Genomic DNA, 17865 nt, shown 5'->3' on the forward strand with positions numbered 1-17865 from the left:
CCCCCCCCCCGACACCCACCCCCCCCCCCGCCCACCCCCACCCCCCCCCCCCCCCCCCCGGCGGGCGGGGGCGGGGGCCCCCCCCCCCCCCCCCCGGCCCGGGGCGCGTTCGGGCCCCGTCAGCCCCTTTCCCGTTCGAAGGTGCGCAGCAGGTCGGCCGCGACGCCCACCGCGATCACGGCGGGCTCCTTGCCCGTGATCTCCGTCAGGCCGATCGGGGTCTTGATCCGGTCGATGGTGGCGTCGTCGTGGCCGCCCTCGGTGGACAGCCGGTGGCGGAACCGGCTCCATTTGGCGGCCGAGCCGATCAGGCCGATCGTGCCCAGCCCGGGCGTGCGCAGCGCGGCGTCGCAGAGGGCTGCGTCCTCGGCGTGGTCGTGGGTCATGATCAGCACGTGGGTGCCGGGCGCCAGTTCGGCCAGCACCTCCTCCGGGAGCAGCGGTGTGTGGTGGACGTGGACCTGTGCCACCGCGTCCCCGAGCACGGCGAGCCGTTCGTCGGCGAGCTGCCCGGGACGGGTGTCGACCAGGTGCAGGTCGAGGTCGAAACGGGCCAGGATGCGGGCCAGTTCCAGTCCGACGTGCCCGACGCCGAAGACCGCGACCGCCGGGACCACCGGCAGGGGTTCGAGCAGGACGCCGACGGCGCCGCCGCAGCACTGGACGCCGTGCCGGCCGGTGACCTTGTCGTTGAGGGCGAACTGCATCAACTCCGGCTCCGCGTCGGGGGTCTCGATCACCTCGCGGGCCCGGTCGACGGCGACGGCCTCGATGTTGCCGCCGCCGATGGAGCCCCAGGTCTCGTCCCGTCCCACGACGAGTTTGGCGCCGGCCTTGCGGGGTGCGTGGCCGCGCACGGTCGCGACGGTCACGAGCGCGCCGGGTTCCCGGCGGGCCCGCAACCGCGCGACCGCGGCCACCCAGGTCATGTCAGGCATGGCTCAGGGCGGTCGTGCCGGTGGGCGAACCGGCGGCGGCGCGGGCCGCCTCGATGGCCCAGTACACCGCTTCCGGGGTGGCGGGAGAGGCGAGTTCCACACTGGTCCCGGCGGGTCCGAAGGCCGCGGCGGCCTGCCGCAGCGCCTCCCGGACCGAGAACGCCAGCATCAGCGGGGGCTCGCCGACGGCCTTGGAACCGTAGACCGCCCCCTCCTCGGTGGCGTTCCGCAGCAGGGTGACGTGGAACTCCTCGGGCATCTCCGAGAAGCTGGGGAGCTTGTAGGTGCTGGCGGCCTGGGTGAGGAGCCGGCCCCGGTTCGGGCCGTCGCCGGTGTCCCAGCGCATGTCCTCCAGGGTCAGCCAGCCCGCGCCCTGGACGAAGCCGCCCTCCACCTGGCCGATGTCGATCAGCGGGGAGAGGCTGTCGCCCACGTCGTGGACGATGTCCACCCGGCGGATGCGGTAGGCGCCGGTGAACCCGTCCACCTCCACCTCGGTGGCGGCCGCGCCGTGGGCGAAGTACTTGAACGGCGAGCCCCGGAAGGCCTGCGCGTCCCAGTGCAGGCCTTCGGTGCGGTAGAAGCCGGCCGCCGACAGCTGGACCCGCTGGAGGTAGGCGGTGCGCACGAGGTCGTCCCAGGCCAGCTCGCGGTCGCCGCCGAGGGCGCGGGCGACGCCGTCGACGATGCGCACGTCCGAGGCGTGGGCGCCGAGCTGGGTGCCGGCCACCTCCAGCAGCCGTCCGCGCAGTTGCTCGCAGGCGTTCTTCACGGCCGCGCCGTTGAGGTCCGCCCCGGCGCTGGCGGCGGTGGCGGAGGTGTTGGGCACCTTGTCGGTGCGTGTCGGCGCCAGCCGGACCTTGTGCAGGGGGATGCCCAGCGCGGTGGCGGCGACCTGGATCATCTTGGTGTGCAGGCCCTGGCCCATCTCGGTGCCGCCGTGGTTGATCAGGACGGAGCCGTCCTTGTAGATCAGCACCAGCGCCCCGCCCTGGTTGAAGGCGGTGAGGTTGAACGAGATGCCGAACTTGATGCCGGTGAGCGCCAGGGCCCGCTTGGTGTGCGGGTGGGCGGCGTTGAAGGCGGCGATCTCGCGCCGGCGGTCGGCGAGGCCGCCGTTCTCCTTGACCTGCTCCCAGACGGCGGAGATCCGTCCGGGCTGGGTGACCGGCTGCCCGTAGGGGGTGTGCTGGCCCTCGCGGTAGAAGTTGCGCTCCCTCAGCTCCGTCGGGTCGAGGCCGAGCAGGGGCGCGCAGCGGCCCATGATGTCCTCGATCACCAGCATGCCCTGCGGTCCGCCGAAGCCGCGGAAGGCGGTGTTGGAGACCTTGTTGGTCCTGGCGACGCGGCCGGCGACGCGTGCGTTGGGGATCCAGTACGTGTTGTCGATGTGGCACAGGGCCCGGGCGACGACGGGCTCGGACAGGTCCAGGCTCCAGCCGCCGTCGGCGGTCAGGGTGGCGTCCAGGGCCTGGATGCGGCCCTCGGCGTCGAAGCCGATCTTCCAGGTGGCGTGGAACCCGTGCCGCTTGCCCGACATCGTCAGGTCCTGGGTCCGGTTGAGCCGGACCCTGACGGGGCGGCCGGTGAGCTTGGCACCGAGGGCGGCGACGGCCGCGAACCCGTGGGGCTGCATCTCCTTGCCGCCGAAGCCGCCGCCCATGCGCAGGCACTGCACGGTCACCTCGTGGCTGTGCAGGCCGAGGACGTGGGCGACGATCTCCTGGGTCTCCGAGGGGTGCTGGGTGCTGCTCTGGACGAAGACCTGTCCGGCCTCGTCGACGTGGGCCAGCGCGGCGTGCGTTTCGAGGTAGAAGTGCTCCTGCTCGGAGAACCGGAACTCGCCGGTGAAGACGTGGACGGCGTCGGCGAACCCGGCGTCGACGTCGCCGGCCAGCATCACGGGGCGGGCACCGTGGAAGCTCTCGGCGGCGATGGCCTCCGGCAGGGTGACCAGCGAGGGCAGTTCTTCGAGTTCCACCTCGACGGCCTGCGCGCCGAGCCGGGCCGCCTCCAGGGTCTCGCCGAGCACCCAGGCGACGGCGTGGCCGTGGAACATGACCGTGTCGGGGAAGAGGGGTTCGTCGTGCTTCATCCCGGCGTCGTTGACACCGGGCACGTCGGCGCCGGTCAGCACCCGGACCACGCCGGGTACGGCGAGCGCGGGGGCGGTGCGCAGGGCGGTGATCCGGCCGTGGGCCTTCATGACCTGGACCGGGTGGGCGTGCAGGACGTCCCTGGTGCGGTGGATGAGGTCGTCGGTGTAGAGCGCGGCGCCGGTGACGTGCAGGCCGGCGCTCTCGTGCGGCAGGGGGAGTCCGACCGCGGGCCGTTCGGGGCGCTGGGACAACTGGCTCATGAAGACACCGCCTCGGTGGTCTGTGCGTACAGCTTGAGCAGGCTCTGGCCGAGCATCGCGGAGCGGTAGCCGGCGCTGGCGCGGTGGTCGTCCATGGGGGTGCCCTGGGACCTCAGGACCCGGGCCGCGGCCTGGGCGGTGTCCGCCGTCCAGGGCCTGCCTTCCAGGGCGGCCTCGGTGGCGAGGGCGCGGATCGGCGTGGCGGCCACGCCGCCCAGGCCGATCCGGGCCTTGCGGACGACACCGTCCTCGATGTCGAGCGCGAAGGCGACGGCGACGCTGGAGATGTCGTCGAACCTCCGCTTGGCGATCTTGTGGAACGCGGTGACCGGTGACAGCGGCAGGGGGACGCGGACGGCGCGGATCAGCTCGCCGGGGCGGCGCACGCTCTGCCGGTAGCCGGTGAAGTACGCGTCGAGCGGCACCTCGCGTTCGCCGTCGGCGTCGGCGAGCACCACCGACGCCTCCAGCGCGAGCAGGACCGGCGGGCTGTCGCCGATGGGCGAGCCGGTCCCCAGGTTGCCGCCGAGGGTGGCGCTGTTGCGGATGAGCCGGGAGGCGAACTGGGGGAACAGTTCGGCGAGGAGCGGCACGCGGCCGTCGAGGCGGCGTTCGATCTCGCTGAGGGTCAGCGCGGCGCCGATCTCGATGTGGTCGGACGCGGTGTGCAGGGCGCGCAGTTCGGGCAGCCGGTCCACGGCGATCACGCAATCGGCGCGGCGGGAGCGGATGTTGACCTCCACGCCCCAGTCGGTGCTGCCGGCGACGACGACCGCGTCGGGCCGCTCGCGCAGCAGGCGCAGCGTGTCGGGCAGGGTGGCCGGGCGCAGGAAGGTGCGGTCGTCACGGGTGTACGCGGTGGCGGCCGGCTCGGGCGGGGACTGCTCGCGGCGCTGCGCCAGCGGGTCCTCGCCGGCGGGGTCGCCGACGGCGAACGCGGCGTCGCGGATCGGCCGGTAGCCGGTGCAGCGGCAGAGGTTGCCGCTCAGCGCGTGCAGGTCGAAGCCGTTCGGGCCGTGCTCGGGGTCGGCACCGCCGGCGGGGTCGCGGTGGGCGCAGCGGCCGGGACGGTAGTACTCGGCGGCCATGCTGCACACGAACCCCGGGGTGCAGTAGCCGCACTGGGAGCCGCCGCGGACGGCCATCTCCTCCTGTACGGGGTGCAGGGTGGGCGCTGTGCCGGGCTCGCCGGCGCCGGCGAGGCCTTCGGCGGTGATCACCTCCTGGCCGTCGAGCGCCGCGGCCGGGACCAGGCAGGCGTTGACGGCCACCCAGTCGGTGGGTTTGTCCACGCCGGGACGGGCCACCAGGACCGAACAGGCTCCGCATTCCCCTTCCGCGCAGCCCTCCTTGGTTCCGGTGAGGCCATGCTCGCGCAGGAAGTCCAGGGCCGTGGTGTGGGGCGGCGCCGGCGCGAGCGGGGTTTCCTTCCCGTTGACGGTGATCCGCGGGGCTACCATCGCGCGCCCTCGTTCCGGGGCGTGAGGGGAGCGGGTGGGGCAAAGGGGATGAGTGTCCTGGTCGCCATGTTTCAGGAGCTTTCTCTTTCGGTGGCGCAGCTCGGAGACCCGCGGGGCGCACCTCGGCGCGGGACGGCGCGCCACAGGCGGCGTGGCTGGGAAGGAGCAGGCGGTGTGGGAGGACGAGCGGTACCGGGGCCGCGATCGGGCACGCCGGAAGGGGGCTGTTCAGCAGCCGTGGGCCACACGGCCGGGGGCCCAGGCGACCTCGTGGGCGGGGCGCGGCGGCGCGGAGACGGTCGACATCCGACGTCGCCTCCTTCCCTGAGCTCACGAGTCGGTCCGCCCGAAGCTACGTCGCCGCAGGTTGATCGGTCAAGCAGGTGCCCCGGAACGCGGCCGGTTGACACTCCGACCGGTTCCGGACGGCCGCCCTGTCAGGGTGCCGTCTCGAACACCGGGGCCTTGAGGCTCTTGAGGCAGGCGGTGTCGGGGGCCGTCGGGGTGTCGAAGAAGGAGACCGCGATGGTCTGGGCGCACTTCGACGTCGCGAAGACCACGTGCGGCTCGTACGGGACGGTGACGACGGTGGCCCGGCCCAGCGTGCGGGCGACGTACGGGCCGTTGGCGGCTCCGGTCTGGGAGTCGAAGCCGCCCGAGATGGCCAGGGTGGGGATGCCGCTCTTCGTGGCGTCCCTGATCGAGCGCGGCGCGGCCGGGACGTTCCAGGTGTCGCAGTCCTGGTGGAGGTAGGCCAGCTGCGGGGACAGGGACTGGACCGAGCGCGGGAAGGACGGGAAGGCCTCCTGGCCGCCGCGCAGGGCCGCGTCCCGGGCCTCGTAGGGGGCCCACTCGCTGCAGAAGACGCCGTAGACCAGACCGTGGGAGACCCGGCCGACGGCTTGGGGCGCGTACTTGCCGACCGCCCACTGCTCGGCGATCCGCCGGGGCTTGCCGTGGTCGAGCTCGTCGAGGGCGCGGGGCACCTGGGCCGCGACGTGCGTGGCGGAGGTCAGCCAGTTCACCAGGGCCACGCCGTCGAGGACCACCTTCACCTGCCGGCCGCTGCCGGGCAGGGTGACGGTGGTGGTGACCGGCTTGGCCTGGAGTTCGCCGACCAGGCGGGTGAAGGTGGCCGACAGGTGGGGATAGCGCGCGTTGCAGGCGGGCTGTTGGGCGCAGGCCTTGAACAGGCCGTCGAAGCCCTGCTTGGCGGCGCTCCAGGTCAGGGCCTCGCCGGCGGTGGAGGGCGGCAGGATGCCGTCGATGCCGACCGACCGGATCCCCTCGGGGTGCAGGCGCATGGTGACGAGGGCCAGCTGGGTGCCGTAGGAGATGCCGTACAGGTTCCACTGCTTGAGGCCGAGCGCGGTGCGCAGGGCGGCGAGGTCGGCGGAGCTCTCGACGTCGTTGTAGGAGCCGAGGTCGACGCCGAGGGCGGCCAGCCGGTCGCGGCAGGCCTTCGTGGCCTGGACGTGCAGCCGCTCGGTGGCGGGCGAGGCGTTGACGAGCCCGGTCGCGCGCGCGTTGAACTCGTCGATGGTCGGGCAGGTGAGCGCCGGGTCGGCGGAATAGGTACCGCGCTGGGACATGAAGACCACGTCACGGTCGCGGTTCAGGCCGCCGTCGACGGCCATCTTCGCCTCGCCGACGGCGTCGTCCCCGGGGCCTCCGGCGAGCCAGACGATCGGGTCCGGCCGGGGGTTCGCGGCGAGCGCCGGCACGATCGCCACGCCGAGCCTGATCGTGCGGCCGTCGGGCCTGCTCCGGTTCTCGGGGACGGTGAGCGTGCCGCAGCGGGCCCCCTTGAGCTCGGCGATCGGCTCGGGTGTCCGGGGGCAGGCGCCCGGGGTGTAGCGGGCGTCGCCGGCCGTCCCGGCGACGGTGCCGAGCGGGGCCGCCGGGCTCGGGGTGGCGGCGCCGTACGCCTGGACGGGCGCGCCGAACAGGCCGGTGAGGAGCAGACCGGCCGCCAGCCCGGCGGAGGGGGCGTGCGGCCGCCGGACGGTGCGGCGGGGGCGGGACGCGCGCGTGCGGGCCATCGGTCCTCCCGGTCACTTCGGGGTGATGGTGAACGGAGCCGGCTTCAGGCCGGCCACGCAGCCGGTGTCGGGGTCGGTGGGGCGGGCGAGAAACGAGGCCAGCACGCTCGCCGCGCAGGGGGACTGGGGTACCACCCAGTGCGTGATGCCGGGGATCCTGACGAAGGTCGAACGGGACAGCGTGCGGGCGGCGTCCTCGGCGAAGCCGGAGCCGGTCTTCTGGTCGAAGGTCCCGGAAATGAGGAGGGTGGGTACGGAGCTGACGGTGGCGACCCGTTGCCGGGCGGCGCGGTCGGGAACGTTCCAGGTCCGGCACACGTCGAGCTGGAAGGGGAGTTGCGGTGCCTGGGCCAGGACGGTGTCCGGCCAGCCGGGGAAGGCCTTGCGGCCGGCGTCGAGGACGGCGGATCCGGAGACCCCCGGCGTCCACTCGGCGCAGGCCACCGACTGGGTCAGTCCGTGCGCGGTCATGCCGGTCGCCGGTACGGCGTCGGCGGCCCGGGCCCGGGCGAACCGCTCCGGGTTGCCGCGGGCCAGCTCGTCGAGCGCCGCCGGGACGTCGGCCGGCTTGACGGTGTTGGCGACGAGCACGTTGAGCAGGGCTCCCCCGTCGAGGACCACCTTCACCGGGGCGCCGCCCTTCGGCGGCCGGGCGGTCGGCGTCAGCGGCTCGGCCTCCAGCCTGCTCACCTGCTCGTCCAGGGTCCTGCGCAGGTCCGGGTAGCGGTTCTTGCAGGCCGGCTGGGCCGCGCACGCGTCGAGGATGGCGCCGATGCCCTCCTGTGCGCTGGGCCAGCCCCAGGGCAGGACCGCGCTCTGCGGGGGCGTGACCGAGTCGAGCGCCACCGCGCGGATCCCCTCGGGGTGGGTGCGCAGGTAGGTGAGGGCCAGGTCGCTGCCGTAGGAGTATCCGTAGACGTTCCACCGCGGGATGCCGAGCGCCGTGCGCAGGTCGGCGAAGTCGGCCGCGTTCTCCAGGGTGTTGTAGGCCCCGAGGTCGGTCCCGTCGGCCGTCAGCCGGTCCCGGCACTGCCGGAAGGCCGTCAGCATCAGGGATTTGGCCTGCGCCGAGTCGTAACCGAGGCCGACGTAGCGGGCGTTGAAGCGGTCGACCTCCGGGCAGGCGAGGTTCGGCCGGTCGTAGCGGTTGCCCCGCTGCGCCATGACGATCAGGTCGTGGTCCCGGTTCACGCCGGACGCGGTCAGGATGGGAATGTCGTCGAAGGTCTCGCCGCCGGGGCCTCCGGCCATGAAGACCACCGGCTCCGCGGCGGGCTTCGCCGATACGGCCGGGATCACCGCCGCGGCCAGCCTGATGGTCCGCCCGCCGGGGCGGGCCCGGTTCTCCGGGACCTCCAGGAATCCGCAGCGCGCCTTGGCCAGCTCGGGGACCGGCTCGGCCGTCTTCGGGCAGGGACCGGGCACGAACCGCGCCGGTGCCGCCGCCGGGGTGGGGGTCTGGCCGGCCGGTGACGCCGCGACCGCCGTCAGGCAGAGCAGGGCGGCCGCGGCGGCCGCCGCGTGACGGGTGTGCTGGGCCATGGGATCCCGTTCCTCTGCCGGGACCCGCGGCTGCCCGTGGCGGGCGGCGCCCCGGCGGTCGGGCGGAACGTACCCCTCCGACGCTACCGGGTACCCCGGACGGGCGCATGCCGGACGGCCGGTGGCCGGGGACTGTCACCGGACGCCCGGCGGGCGCCTGGGCCGGGTGCGTTACGGGACGGGCTGCTGCTGGGTGACGCAGTGGATGCCGCCGCCGCCCGTGCCCAGGCGGTCGATGTTCAGCTGCTCGATGGTGCGGTCCGGGTAGAGGCGGGCGAGGGTGGCCCGGGCGGCCGTGTCGGCGCGGGTGTCGCCGAAGTGGGCCGAGATCACGGCGCCGTTGCAGAGGTAGTAGTTGGCGTACGAGGCGAGGAAGTCCCGGTTCGTGGAGCGGATCCTGTTGTAGTCGGGGCCCTGGATCTGCTCGACGGCCATGCGCGTGCCGTCGGCGGCCGTGGCGGCGGACAGGACCTGGTACTGCCGGCGGGCGTCCTTGGCGTACGCGTCCGTGTCCGTGACCAGGGGCATCTGGACCACGGCCCGGCCGGAGGCGAGGAAGCGCGAGGTCGCGTCCACGTGGTCGTCGGTGATGTCCTGGCCGACCACGCCGTCGAACCAGATGACCTTGGAGGCCCCGTAGGCGGTGCGCAGGGCCGTCTCGATCTGCGCCTGCGAGGCGCCCGGGTTGCGGTTCTTGTTGACGAGGCTGCTGCGGGTGGCCATCAGGGTTCCGGCGCCGTCCTGTTCGACCGCGCCGCCCTCCCCCACCACCCCGGCGGCGGTGAAGGGGACCCCGGCGTGGGCGGCGATCCGGCCGGCGACCAGGGCGTCGCGGGCGTGGGTCTGCTTGCCGCCCCAGCCGTTGAAGTTCAGGCCGACGGCGTCGAGGCCGCCGGCCCCGTCGGTGCGGAAGACCGGGCCGCTGTCGCGCATCCAGCAGTCGTCGACCGGGATCGATGTGATCACGGTGACGGTCGGTCCGGCCAGGGAGCGGGCCTTGGCCGCGCTGGCGGAGTTGGCGCAGAGGTAGACGGGTTCGTACTTGGCGATGGTCCTGGCGATGAGCGCGATGTCCGCCTGGACCCCGGAGAGCGTGCTGCCCCAGATGGAGCTGCTGTCCGGGAAGGCCATCCAGGTGCGGGTGTGGCGGACGTCCTCGGCCGGTACGCGGAACGCGCCCGCCGCGGCCGGGCGGGGCGCGGAGGCGGCCCGGGCCAGGCCCTCGGAGGCCGCGAGGCCTGCGGCGGCCGCGATTCCCGTGGCGGCGGCCGCCGTCAGGAATCTGCGTCTGCCCATGGCCGCGCCCTCGGGCCGGTGCATCACGTGGTCGTTCATGTCGGCTCCTCCGATGTTCCCACGTCCCACACGGACGGTGGGGTTGGCCGGAAAGCTAGAACTGGCCAAGCGCTCGGTCAATAGTTCCGGCAGGGGGTCTTCCGGCAGATCGGGAAAAGCCCCAGGTGGGGTGGTGGAGGCTGGTTAGAGTGACGCCCATGTCGGCTTCCGCACAGCACTCCGAGGTCCCCTCCGCCCCGCCCGCACGGGCCGCCCGGCCGCGGGTCTCGGCCAAGGGCGAACAGACCCGGGCCCGGCTGGTGGCCGCCGCGCGGACGCTGCTGGCGGGCGAGCTGGGCGAACGGTTCACCACCCGCAACGTGGCCGCGCTGAGCGGGGTTTCGCACGGAATGTGCCACTACCACTTCCAGGACCGGACCGAGCTGATCCTGGCGGTGATCACCGACATCCACCCGGAGTGGATCAGCCCGCTGGAAGAGGCGGTGGCCGGCCCGGGCACGTTCGCGGAGCGCGCGGAGCGGGTGGTGGAGCTGCTGGGCCGGCCCGAGGGCGCGGAGCTGTCCCACCTCCACTCCGCACTGCACTGGCACGCCCTGAACGACGCGCGGGTGAGGGAGGGGCTGGAGGCCGAGTACCGGCGCTGGCGCGCCTGTTTCGTCGCCCTGTTCCAGGTGCTGGCCGACGAGCGCGGCGGGGGCCTGGACCCCCGTCCGCTGGGCCTGGCGGTGGCCGCCGCCGTGGACGGCCTGGCGGCCATGGAGTCCATGGGGGGCACGGGGGACACCGGGGCCGAGGCGGGCGCCGTCCCGGGCGACGGCGGCGAGCCGGTCCTGCGGACCTTGATCCGTACGCTCGCCGCCGGCGCCTGAGCCCCCCGTCCCGCTGTTCCCCCGCTCCCCCGCTCCCCCGGCTAGAGGGCCCTGCGGGCTGCGGCGATCGCTTCCGGGTCCCAGCCCGGGCGCGGCACCGACTCCAGGAGCAGACGGGTGTACGCGTGCCCGGGCGCGGCCAGCACCTCGGCGGTGGTCCCCGCCTCGACGACGCGGCCCCGGCGCATCACGACGATCTCGTCGGTGACGCACCGCACGACGCCGAGGTCGTGGGTGATGAAGAGGTACCCGATGCGGGTCTGCTCCCTGATGTCGGCGAGCAGGTTGAGGATCTGCGCCTGCACGGAGACGTCGAGCGCGGCGACGGCCTCGTCCAGCACGAGGACGGCCGGTTCGACAGCCAGGGCCCGGGCGATGGCCACGCGCTGGCGCTGGCCGCCGGACAGCTGCCGGGGCAGGGCGTCGGCGGCCCGGGTGCCGAGGCCGACCTGGTCGAGCAGCTCGCGGACCCGCCGGGTGTGGTCGCGGCCGGGGAAGTGCAGGCGCAGGGGTTCGCGCAGGGCCGCCTCGACGCTGGTGCGGGGGTCCAGGGAGAGGTAGGGGTCCTGGAAGACCATCTGCACCTCCCGGGCGCGGGCCAGCCGTCCGGCCCTGCCGCGTCCGCCGCCTCGGGCGGTCCTGGACCGGCCGCCGACCAGGACCTCTCCGCCGTCGGCCCGTTCCAGGCCGGTGATGATCCGGGCGGTGGTGGTCTTGCCGGAGCCGGACTCGCCCACGATCCCCAGCGAGCCTCCGGCCGGCAGGCCGAAGGACACGTCGTCCACGGCGCGCACGGCCCCGTAGGAGCGGCTCAGTCCCCTGACCTCCAGTACGTTTCCCGTGTTCCGCACGGGGTCCACGTCATCGGGCATCGACGGCGCTCCCTTCGAGCCGGTCGCTGTGGTGGCAGGCGGCCAGGTGCTCCGGCCGCCCCGGGGCGGCGGCGGGCCGCGGGGCCCGCTGGTCGCAGACCTCCGTGGCCAGCGGGCAGCGGGCGGCGAAGGCGCAGCCGGGCAGTTCCTGGCGCAGGTCCGGCGGCTGGCCGGCGATGGCGGCGAGGCGGCCGCGGGGGCCTTCCATGCGCGGGGTGGAGGCCAGGAGGGCCGCCGTGTAGGGGTGCCGGGGGCTCGCGAAGAGGGCCTCGGCGGGTCCGGTCTCGGCGATCCGGCCGGCGTACATGACGTAGACCCGGTCGCTGACGGCGGCGGCGAGGTCGAGGTCGTGGGTGACGAACAGCAGGCCGGTGCCGAAGCGTTCGCGCAGGGCGGCGAGCAGGGCGATGACCTCGGCCTGGCTGGTGACGTCGAGCGCGGTGGTGGGTTCGTCGGCCAGCAGCAGCGCCGGGTCGCCCATGAGGGCGGCGGCGATGACGACCCGCTGGAGCATGCCGCCGGAGACCTGGCCGGGGTGCTTGCTCAGGACGGACTCGTCCAGGCCGACGGCCCGAAGGAGTTCGGCGGCCCGCGCGGTGGCCGCGTCACGGCCCATGACCCCGGTGAGGGTGACGCTCTCGGTGAGGAAGTCGCCGATCCGGCGCAGCGGGTTGACGGCGGCGCGGGGGTCCTGGAAGACCATGGCCGCCGTGCCGGCCCGTACCGCGCGCAGCCCGGCGGCGTCCAGGGTGAGGACGTCCCGGCCCGCGACCCGGACGCTCCCCTCGACGGTGGCGCGGGGCGGCAGCAGCCGCAGCGCGCTGCGGGAGGTGAGGGACTTGCCCGAGCCGGACTCGCCGACGAGGGCGACCGTCTCGCCCGGGCCTACGGTGAGGTCGACCCCGTCGAGGACGGGCCGGGCGGTGCCGGGCAGGGTGATCCGCAGCCCCTGGATGTCGAGGGCGGGGCCGGTGGTGTGCGGTGTTCTCATCTGTCTCTCCTGGCGACGCGGTCAGCCCAGCGCTCGCCCACCACGTTGAAGGCGACCACGGTCAGCACGATGACGGCGCAGGGCAGGATCGCGGACAGCGGGTATCCGTGCTGGATGGCGGTCTGGCCGTCGAAGACCATGCGGCCCCAGTCGGGGGTGAGGGCCGGGACGCCGAGCCCGAGGAACGACAGGCCGGCGAGGTCCATGAGGGCGTAGCCGAAGTTGACGGCGGACTGGGCGAGGACGACGGGGGCGACGTTCGGCAGGACGTGGCGCAGGCAGATCTGGAGGGCGGAGTGGCCCTGGACCTGGTGGGCGCTGACGTACGGCCGGGCCCGTTCGGCCAGGACCAGGGAGCGGGTGAGGCGGCTGACGTAGGGGGTGTAGGCCACGGTCAGGGCGAGGACCGGGGCGAGCAGTCCCTCGCCGTGGACGGAGATGATCAGGATGGCGAGCAGCATGCCGGGGAAGGCGAAGACCAGCTCGGTGCTGCGGGAGAGGACGGAGCCGAGCCAGCCCCCGCGCCAGGCGGCGGCCGTGCCGATGGCGATGCCGGCGACGGTGGAGAAGGCGACCACGCCGAGCGGGCCGAGCAGGGAGGTCCGGGCGCCGAGCAGCAGCCGGGAGAGGGTGTCGCGGCCGGCGGCGTCCACGCCGAAGGGGTGTCCGGCGGTGGGTGCGGCGAGGGCGTGGCCGAGGTCGACCGTGTGGGGGTCGTGCGGGGCGAGCCAGGGTGCGAGCAGGGCGGCGAGGACGACGAGGGCGACGAACGCCAGGCAGGCCAGGTGGAGCGGGGAGCCTGCCGCGCGCAGCCGGGCGAGGCCGGGTCTGCGGGTCAGTACGGCGGTCATGGGGCGGCCCTCCTGGATCCGAGGGTGACCCGGGGGTCGACGAGGGGCAGGGCCAGGTCCACGAGCAGGTTCACGGTCATGAAGAGGGCGACGATGATCAGCGAGATGGCCTGGACGGTCGGGAAGTCCTTGGTGGTGGTGGACAGTTCGAGGAGCTGGCCGATGCCGCCGACGCTGAAGGCGCTCTCCACGAGGATGGTGCACACCAGCAGGGTGGAGACGATCAGGCCGCCGGTGGTCAGCACGGTCCCCAGCGAGTTGCGGAAGACGTGGCGCCGGATGACCTGGCGTTCGGGGACGCCGCGGCTGCGGGCTACCGTGACGTGCTCGCTGTCGAGGGCTTCGAGCATGGCCGAGCGGGTGACCCGGGCGAGCATGCCGATCAGGTACAGCGCGAGGGCGACCGAGGGCAGCGCGAGGTGCCACAGCAGGTCGCCGAGGCCGCCTTCACCGGTGCCGCTGCTGGGGAACCAGCCGAGGTCGACGGCGAACAGGCCCTGGAGGAGGACCGCCGCGACGAAGGACGGGGTGCCGACGGCGAAGGTGGTGGTGACGAGGATGGCGGAGTCGGTGGCCCCGCCGCGGACGGCGGCGATCCGGCCGAGGAGCAGGCCGACGGCGACGACCACGACGAGCGACATCGCGATCAGGACCAGGGTGGTGGGCAGCCGGTCGGCGAGCAGCCGGGAGACGTCGGTGCGGTAGGTGATGGACCGGCCGAAGTCGCCGTGGAGCACGTCGCCCAGCCAGCGCAGGTAGCGGACGAGGAAGGGGTCGTCCAGGTGGTACTGGGCGTTGATCGCCGCGAGGGCCTCCGGGGAGGCGGAGCGGCCGGCGAGCAGGAAGCTCGCCGGGTTGCCCGGGGCCAGGTACAGGGCCCCGAAGACGACGAACGAGGCGACGAGCAGGGTGGCGGCCATCTCCGCCACCCGCCGCACGGCGAACCTGAGGAAGCTCACTGCGCGGCCCCCACGTCGGCGGCCCACGGGTAGTACATGTACGAGATGGTGGTGGGGGCGCCGGTGATCCGCTTGTTCATGAACAGGGCGGTGGGCCATTCGGCGACGGGGATCCACAACAGCTGTTCGGACGCCTGGTGCTGGAGCTTGGCGGCGATGTCCAGGCGCTCCTCCGCCGGGTAGACGGCGGTGGCCTGGTCGACGAGGCGGTCGTACTCGGGGTCGCTGTAGCCGCCGAAGTTGAGGTAGGCGCCGGTCTTGAAGTTGACCAGCAGGTCGAGCGGGTCGGTGATCGAGTCGTAGTAGGTGAGCGGGAACATGTCGATGCCCTCGCGCGCCCGGGGGTCGGTGAACAGGGCCGTGAAGGCGTTCGGGGCGATCGTCTTCAGCCGGATGTCCAGGCCGATCCGCGTGCCGGCCGCCTGGACGGCGGTGGCGAGGAGGGAGACGTCCTGGCCGATGGAACTGGTGGCGACGGTGAGGGTCTTGCCGGTGGCGCCCGCCTCCTTGACCAGGGCCTTGGCCTTCTCGACGTCCTGGCCGGTGGGCGGCAGGCCGTCGAAGGCGGTCTTCAGGGTGTGCTCGGGGGCGGCGGCCCAGGCGGCGTGGGTGGTGAGGGAGTTGGTGGCGGTGCCCGCGCCGCCGAGTCCGGCCTTGACGAAGCCGGTGCGGTCCAGTGCCAGGGACAGGGCCCGGCGGACGCGGACGTCGCCGAGGGGGCCCTTCATGGTGGTGATGTTGACGTTGACCGTGCTGAGGCCCTCGCCGAAGTACAGCTTGCCGGCCCCGCTGTCGCGCAGCCGGGCGTAGCTCTCGGTGGGGATCAGGTAGCCGCCGTCCGCCTCGCCGCTGAGCAGGGCGTTGGTGCGGGCGGAGGGGTCCGTCAGGATGCGGAAGACGGCCTTCTTGGACTTGGCCTTGGCGCCGCGGTAGCCGTCGAAGCGGTCCAGTTCGATGGACTGGCCCTTGGTCCAGGTGCCGAGCTTGAACGGGCCCGTGCAGCCGAGGTCCCCGGTGGTGCCGTAGTCCTTGCCGGCGGCCTCGACGGTGGCCTTGGACGCCACGACTCCGGCGGCGGTGGCCATGTACTGGGGGAACTGGGAGTCGGGCTTCTTGAGCGTGACGGTGACCTGGAGCGGGCCGGTCTTGGTGATCGAGGCGACGTTCTGGAAGACCTGGGCCCAGGCGGCGGCGTTCTCGGGGGCCATCTGCCGGGCGAGGCTGAAGACGGCGTCGTCGGCGGTCATCTCCCGGCCGTCGTGGAAGCGGACGCCGGGGCGCAGGTCGTAGACCCAGGTGGTGGGGTCGGGGTTGGTCGCCTGCCGCGCGAGGCCGGGCTCGGTGGTGAGCGAGGGGGTCCAGCGCATCAGGCTCTCGCACACGTTGGAGAGCACGGTGTTCTGGGGGTAGTCGAAGGCCGCCGTGTAGTCGAGGGTGGGCGGTTCGGCGTAGACGGCCCAGGTGAAGGAGTCGATCTCGCCGCGCGCCTCCGGGGTGGAGGGCGACAGCCTGACGTCGGTGACGCCGCCGGCGGCCTGGTCCTCGGGCGGGCCGGAGCAGGCCGCGAGGAGGGCGCAGGAGGTCAGGACGGCGGTGACTGCGGTCGCGGCCCGCGGGCGGATGCGGGGGCGTCTGCTCGTACGGGGTGGGGAGGTGGTCATCGTCGCGCTCTCTGTCCGTGAGGGTTGGGGGGAGGAGCGGGCGGACCGCCGGGGCGGGCGGTCCGCCGGGAGCGGCAGGTCCGGGGATCAGCCGGCGGTGGGCACGGAGGGGATCTGCTGGGTGATGCAGTGGACCCCGCCGCCGCCGAAGGCGATGGCGAGCGCCCGGACGCCGACGACCTTGCGGCCGGGGTGGGCCGAGGCGATGACGGCCAGGGCGTCTTCGTCCTGGGGGACCCCGGCGACCGGGACGACGACCCCGCCGTTGGCGATGTAGTAGTTCATGTAGGAGACCTCGATCTCGCCGTCGGCGAGGTCGGTGAAGGCGGTCTGCGGGATCTCGATGATCTCCAGGCGGCGGCCCCGGGCGTCGGTGACGGCCTCCAGGACGGCGCGGTTGGCGCGCATCCTCGCGTAGTCGGGGTGGGTGGGGTCGGAGGGCAGGGAGATGACGACGGTGCCGGGTGCGGCGAAGGCGCAGACCCCGTCCACGTGGCCGTCGGTCTCGGTGTCGCGCAGGCCGCCGTAGGGCAGCCAGATGACCTTGGTGATGCCGAGGCGGGCCTTCAGCTCGTCCTCGATCTCCTCGCGGGTCATGCCGGGGTTGCGGTTGGGGTGCAGGAGGCACTGCTCGGTGGTGATGAGCGTGCCCTCGCCGTCGACGGTGATGGCGCCGCCCTCCAGGATCATGCCGGAGGGGATGCGGTCGACTCCGAGGTGCTCCAGCAGCAGGGCGCTGATCCGGTCGTCGGAGTCGAAGGGGTGGTGCTTGCCGCCCCAGGCGTTGAAGCGGAAGTCCACGCCGGCGCGCCGGCCGTCCCCGTCGAGGACGAACAGGGGGGCGGAGTCGCGGAACCAGGAGTCGTCCTGGGGCAGCTCGATGACGGTGACGCCGTCGCCGCAGTGGCTGCGGGCGTCCTCGGCGAACCCGGGCGGGGCGACCATGGTGACGGGCTCGAAGGCGGAGATCGCGCGGGCGACGCCCGCGTACTCCTCCTTGGCGTCGGCCAGGACGCTGCCCCAGAGGTCCTCGCGGACGGGCCAGGCCATCAGGCAGCCGTCGTGTGCGGACCATTCGGCGGGCATACGGAATTCGGCCATCAGGTGTCTCATTTCCATTGGTCGGCGGAGTCTTCCACCGAACTGAAATTTCAGTCAAGAGCGGAATCGTGAGGAAGCGCGGGCAATGGCCGCCCTCAGAGGAAGTAGAGGCGGTTGAGGGAGACCCGGTCCGCCGGCTCGGAGCGCAGGGGCTCACCGTCGAGGGTGACCAGGCCGCTGCGCGGATCCACGTCGACCTCTCCGAGGCGGGCATTGCCGATCATGCTCCCGGGTCCGATCCCCCGGGTGCCACGGACGGCCACCCTGCGGCGCCGGGTGCCGAGGGCGTCGTACGGGGCGCCGAAGGAGCCGGACTCGGCGGCGGCGCGGCTGACGAAGGCGACGGAGAGATCGGCGGGGGCGGCGCCGTGGGCACCGAACAGGGGGCCCAGGACCAGGGGTTCGCAGCAGTCCGTGGCGGCGTTGGGGTCGCCCGTGACCCCGTAGGCCGGGAAGCCGGACTTGAGGACCAGCTGCGGCTTGGCGCCGAAGAACGCCGGGCGCCACAGCACGATGTCGGCGAGCTTGCCGACCTCGATGGAGCCGATCTCGTGGGCCAGGCCGTGGGCGATGGCCGGGTTGATCGTCAGCTTGGCGATGTAACGGAGCACACGGGCGTTGTCGTCGCCCTCGGAGTCCCCCTCCAGCGGGCCGAGTTCGGCCTTCATCTTCCCCGCCATGGCGAAGGTCCGGCGGACCGTCTCGCCCGCGCGGCCCATGCCCTGGGCGTCGGAGGAGGTGATCGCGATGGCGCCCAGGTCGTGCAGGACGTCCTCGGCCCCCATCGTCCCCGCGCGGATGCGGTCGCGGGCCATGGCGGCGTCGCCCGGCAGGTCCGTCTTCAGCGCGTGGACGGAGACGATCATGCCGTAGTGCTCGGCGACCGCGTCCCGGCCGAAGGGCAGGGTGGGGTTGGTGGAGGAG

The 17865-nt window shown here is 73.6% G+C and carries 14 protein-coding genes; 1 reads left to right on the top strand and 13 read right to left on the bottom strand.

The genetic code is table 11. The annotated features are described in order from the left end of the window. Window positions 1-119 precede the first annotated feature (119 nt). The 6 genes from xdhC to WDV06_RS31190 all read right to left on the bottom strand — a co-directional run bounded on the left by xdhC (window position 120) and on the right by WDV06_RS31190 (window position 9676). Complete coding sequence (gene xdhC / locus WDV06_RS31165; RefSeq protein WP_395513172.1) at window positions 120-929, bottom strand: xanthine dehydrogenase accessory protein XdhC; 810 nt, start codon at window positions 927-929, stop codon at window positions 120-122. A 1-nt stretch (window position 930) separates the two neighbouring features. Further along, window positions 931-3297 (bottom strand): xanthine dehydrogenase molybdopterin binding subunit, encoded by a 2367-nt coding sequence (gene xdhB / locus WDV06_RS31170; RefSeq protein ID WP_395513159.1) that lies wholly within the window; start codon window positions 3295-3297, stop codon window positions 931-933. Next, window positions 3294-4757 (bottom strand): xanthine dehydrogenase small subunit, encoded by a 1464-nt coding sequence (locus WDV06_RS31175; RefSeq protein ID WP_395513160.1) that lies wholly within the window; start codon window positions 4755-4757, stop codon window positions 3294-3296. Before WDV06_RS31175 ends, xdhB begins: the two co-directional genes overlap by 4 nt. 437 nt (window positions 4758-5194) lie before the next feature. Then, complete coding sequence (locus WDV06_RS31180; RefSeq protein WP_395513161.1) at window positions 5195-6799, bottom strand: alpha/beta fold hydrolase; 1605 nt, start codon at window positions 6797-6799, stop codon at window positions 5195-5197. A 12-nt stretch (window positions 6800-6811) separates the two neighbouring features. Continuing rightward, the gene (locus WDV06_RS31185; protein WP_395513162.1) at window positions 6812-8341 is read right to left on the bottom strand and encodes an alpha/beta hydrolase; all 1530 of its coding nucleotides are present in this window, start codon (window positions 8339-8341) and stop codon (window positions 6812-6814) included. Between the two features lie 171 nt (window positions 8342-8512). Continuing rightward, window positions 8513-9676 (bottom strand): agmatine deiminase family protein, encoded by a 1164-nt coding sequence (locus WDV06_RS31190; protein ID WP_395513163.1) that lies wholly within the window; start codon window positions 9674-9676, stop codon window positions 8513-8515. 158 nt (window positions 9677-9834) lie between these two features. Here WDV06_RS31190 and WDV06_RS31195 point away from each other — a divergent pair, with 158 nt between their 5' ends. Next, window positions 9835-10506 (top strand): TetR/AcrR family transcriptional regulator, encoded by a 672-nt coding sequence (locus tag WDV06_RS31195; protein ID WP_395513164.1) that lies wholly within the window; start codon window positions 9835-9837, stop codon window positions 10504-10506. A gap of 41 nt (window positions 10507-10547) precedes the next feature. On the opposite strand, the gene WDV06_RS31200 is transcribed toward WDV06_RS31195, so the two are convergent. From WDV06_RS31200 to WDV06_RS31230, 7 genes are all read right to left on the bottom strand, one after another. Beyond that, window positions 10548-11378, bottom strand: coding sequence for an ABC transporter ATP-binding protein (locus WDV06_RS31200; protein WP_395513165.1), 831 nt, complete (start codon window positions 11376-11378; stop codon window positions 10548-10550). Continuing rightward, on the bottom strand, window positions 11368-12369 hold the full coding sequence (locus WDV06_RS31205) for an ABC transporter ATP-binding protein (RefSeq protein WP_395513166.1): 1002 nt from the start codon (window positions 12367-12369) through the stop codon (window positions 11368-11370). Before WDV06_RS31205 ends, WDV06_RS31200 begins: the two co-directional genes overlap by 11 nt. After that, window positions 12366-13220, bottom strand: a complete 855-nt coding sequence (locus tag WDV06_RS31210) for an ABC transporter permease (RefSeq protein WP_395513167.1) — start codon at window positions 13218-13220, stop codon at window positions 12366-12368. The genes WDV06_RS31205 and WDV06_RS31210 overlap by 4 nt, the downstream gene beginning before the upstream one ends. After that, a complete protein-coding gene (locus WDV06_RS31215) occupies window positions 13217-14179 on the bottom strand; it encodes an ABC transporter permease (RefSeq protein WP_395513168.1) in 963 nt (320 codons plus the stop codon). The genes WDV06_RS31210 and WDV06_RS31215 overlap by 4 nt, the downstream gene beginning before the upstream one ends. Further along, window positions 14176-15840, bottom strand: a complete 1665-nt coding sequence (locus tag WDV06_RS31220) for an ABC transporter substrate-binding protein (RefSeq protein ID WP_395513169.1) — start codon at window positions 15838-15840, stop codon at window positions 14176-14178. The genes WDV06_RS31215 and WDV06_RS31220 overlap by 4 nt, the downstream gene beginning before the upstream one ends. Before the next feature lie 87 nt (window positions 15841-15927). Beyond that, entirely contained in the window at window positions 15928-16941 is a 1014-nt protein-coding gene (locus WDV06_RS31225) for an agmatine deiminase family protein (RefSeq protein ID WP_395513170.1), read from the bottom strand. Between the two features lie 95 nt (window positions 16942-17036). Further along, window positions 17037-17865: amidohydrolase family protein (locus tag WDV06_RS31230; RefSeq protein ID WP_395513171.1), on the bottom strand; the 829-nt coding region annotated here is incomplete at its 5' end.

Origin of the sequence: Streptomyces racemochromogenes, from assembly GCF_044129415.1 — a bacterium.
GTDB lineage: Bacteria > Actinomycetota > Actinomycetes > Streptomycetales > Streptomycetaceae > Streptomyces > Streptomyces racemochromogenes_A.

Bases quoted from the DNA above. Each gene is read 5' to 3' on its own strand.
- xdhC (WP_395513172.1), bottom strand. From the start codon at position 929: ATGACCTGGGTGGCCGCGGTCGCGCGGTTGCGGGCCCGCCGGGAACCC.
- xdhB (WP_395513159.1), bottom strand. From the start codon at position 3,297: ATGAGCCAGTTGTCCCAGCGCCCCGAACGGCCCGCGGTCGGACTCCCC.
- WDV06_RS31175 (WP_395513160.1), bottom strand. From the start codon at position 4,757: ATGGTAGCCCCGCGGATCACCGTCAACGGGAAGGAAACCCCGCTCGCG.
- WDV06_RS31180 (WP_395513161.1), bottom strand. From the start codon at position 6,799: ATGGCCCGCACGCGCGCGTCCCGCCCCCGCCGCACCGTCCGGCGGCCG.
- WDV06_RS31185 (WP_395513162.1), bottom strand. From the start codon at position 8,341: ATGGCCCAGCACACCCGTCACGCGGCGGCCGCCGCGGCCGCCCTGCTC.
- WDV06_RS31190 (WP_395513163.1), bottom strand. From the start codon at position 9,676: ATGAACGACCACGTGATGCACCGGCCCGAGGGCGCGGCCATGGGCAGA.
- WDV06_RS31195 (WP_395513164.1), top strand. From the start codon at position 9,835: ATGTCGGCTTCCGCACAGCACTCCGAGGTCCCCTCCGCCCCGCCCGCA.
- WDV06_RS31200 (WP_395513165.1), bottom strand. From the start codon at position 11,378: ATGCCCGATGACGTGGACCCCGTGCGGAACACGGGAAACGTACTGGAG.
- WDV06_RS31205 (WP_395513166.1), bottom strand. From the start codon at position 12,369: ATGAGAACACCGCACACCACCGGCCCCGCCCTCGACATCCAGGGGCTG.
- WDV06_RS31210 (WP_395513167.1), bottom strand. From the start codon at position 13,220: ATGACCGCCGTACTGACCCGCAGACCCGGCCTCGCCCGGCTGCGCGCG.
- WDV06_RS31220 (WP_395513169.1), bottom strand. From the start codon at position 15,840: ATGACCACCTCCCCACCCCGTACGAGCAGACGCCCCCGCATCCGCCCG.
- WDV06_RS31225 (WP_395513170.1), bottom strand. From the start codon at position 16,941: ATGGCCGAATTCCGTATGCCCGCCGAATGGTCCGCACACGACGGCTGC.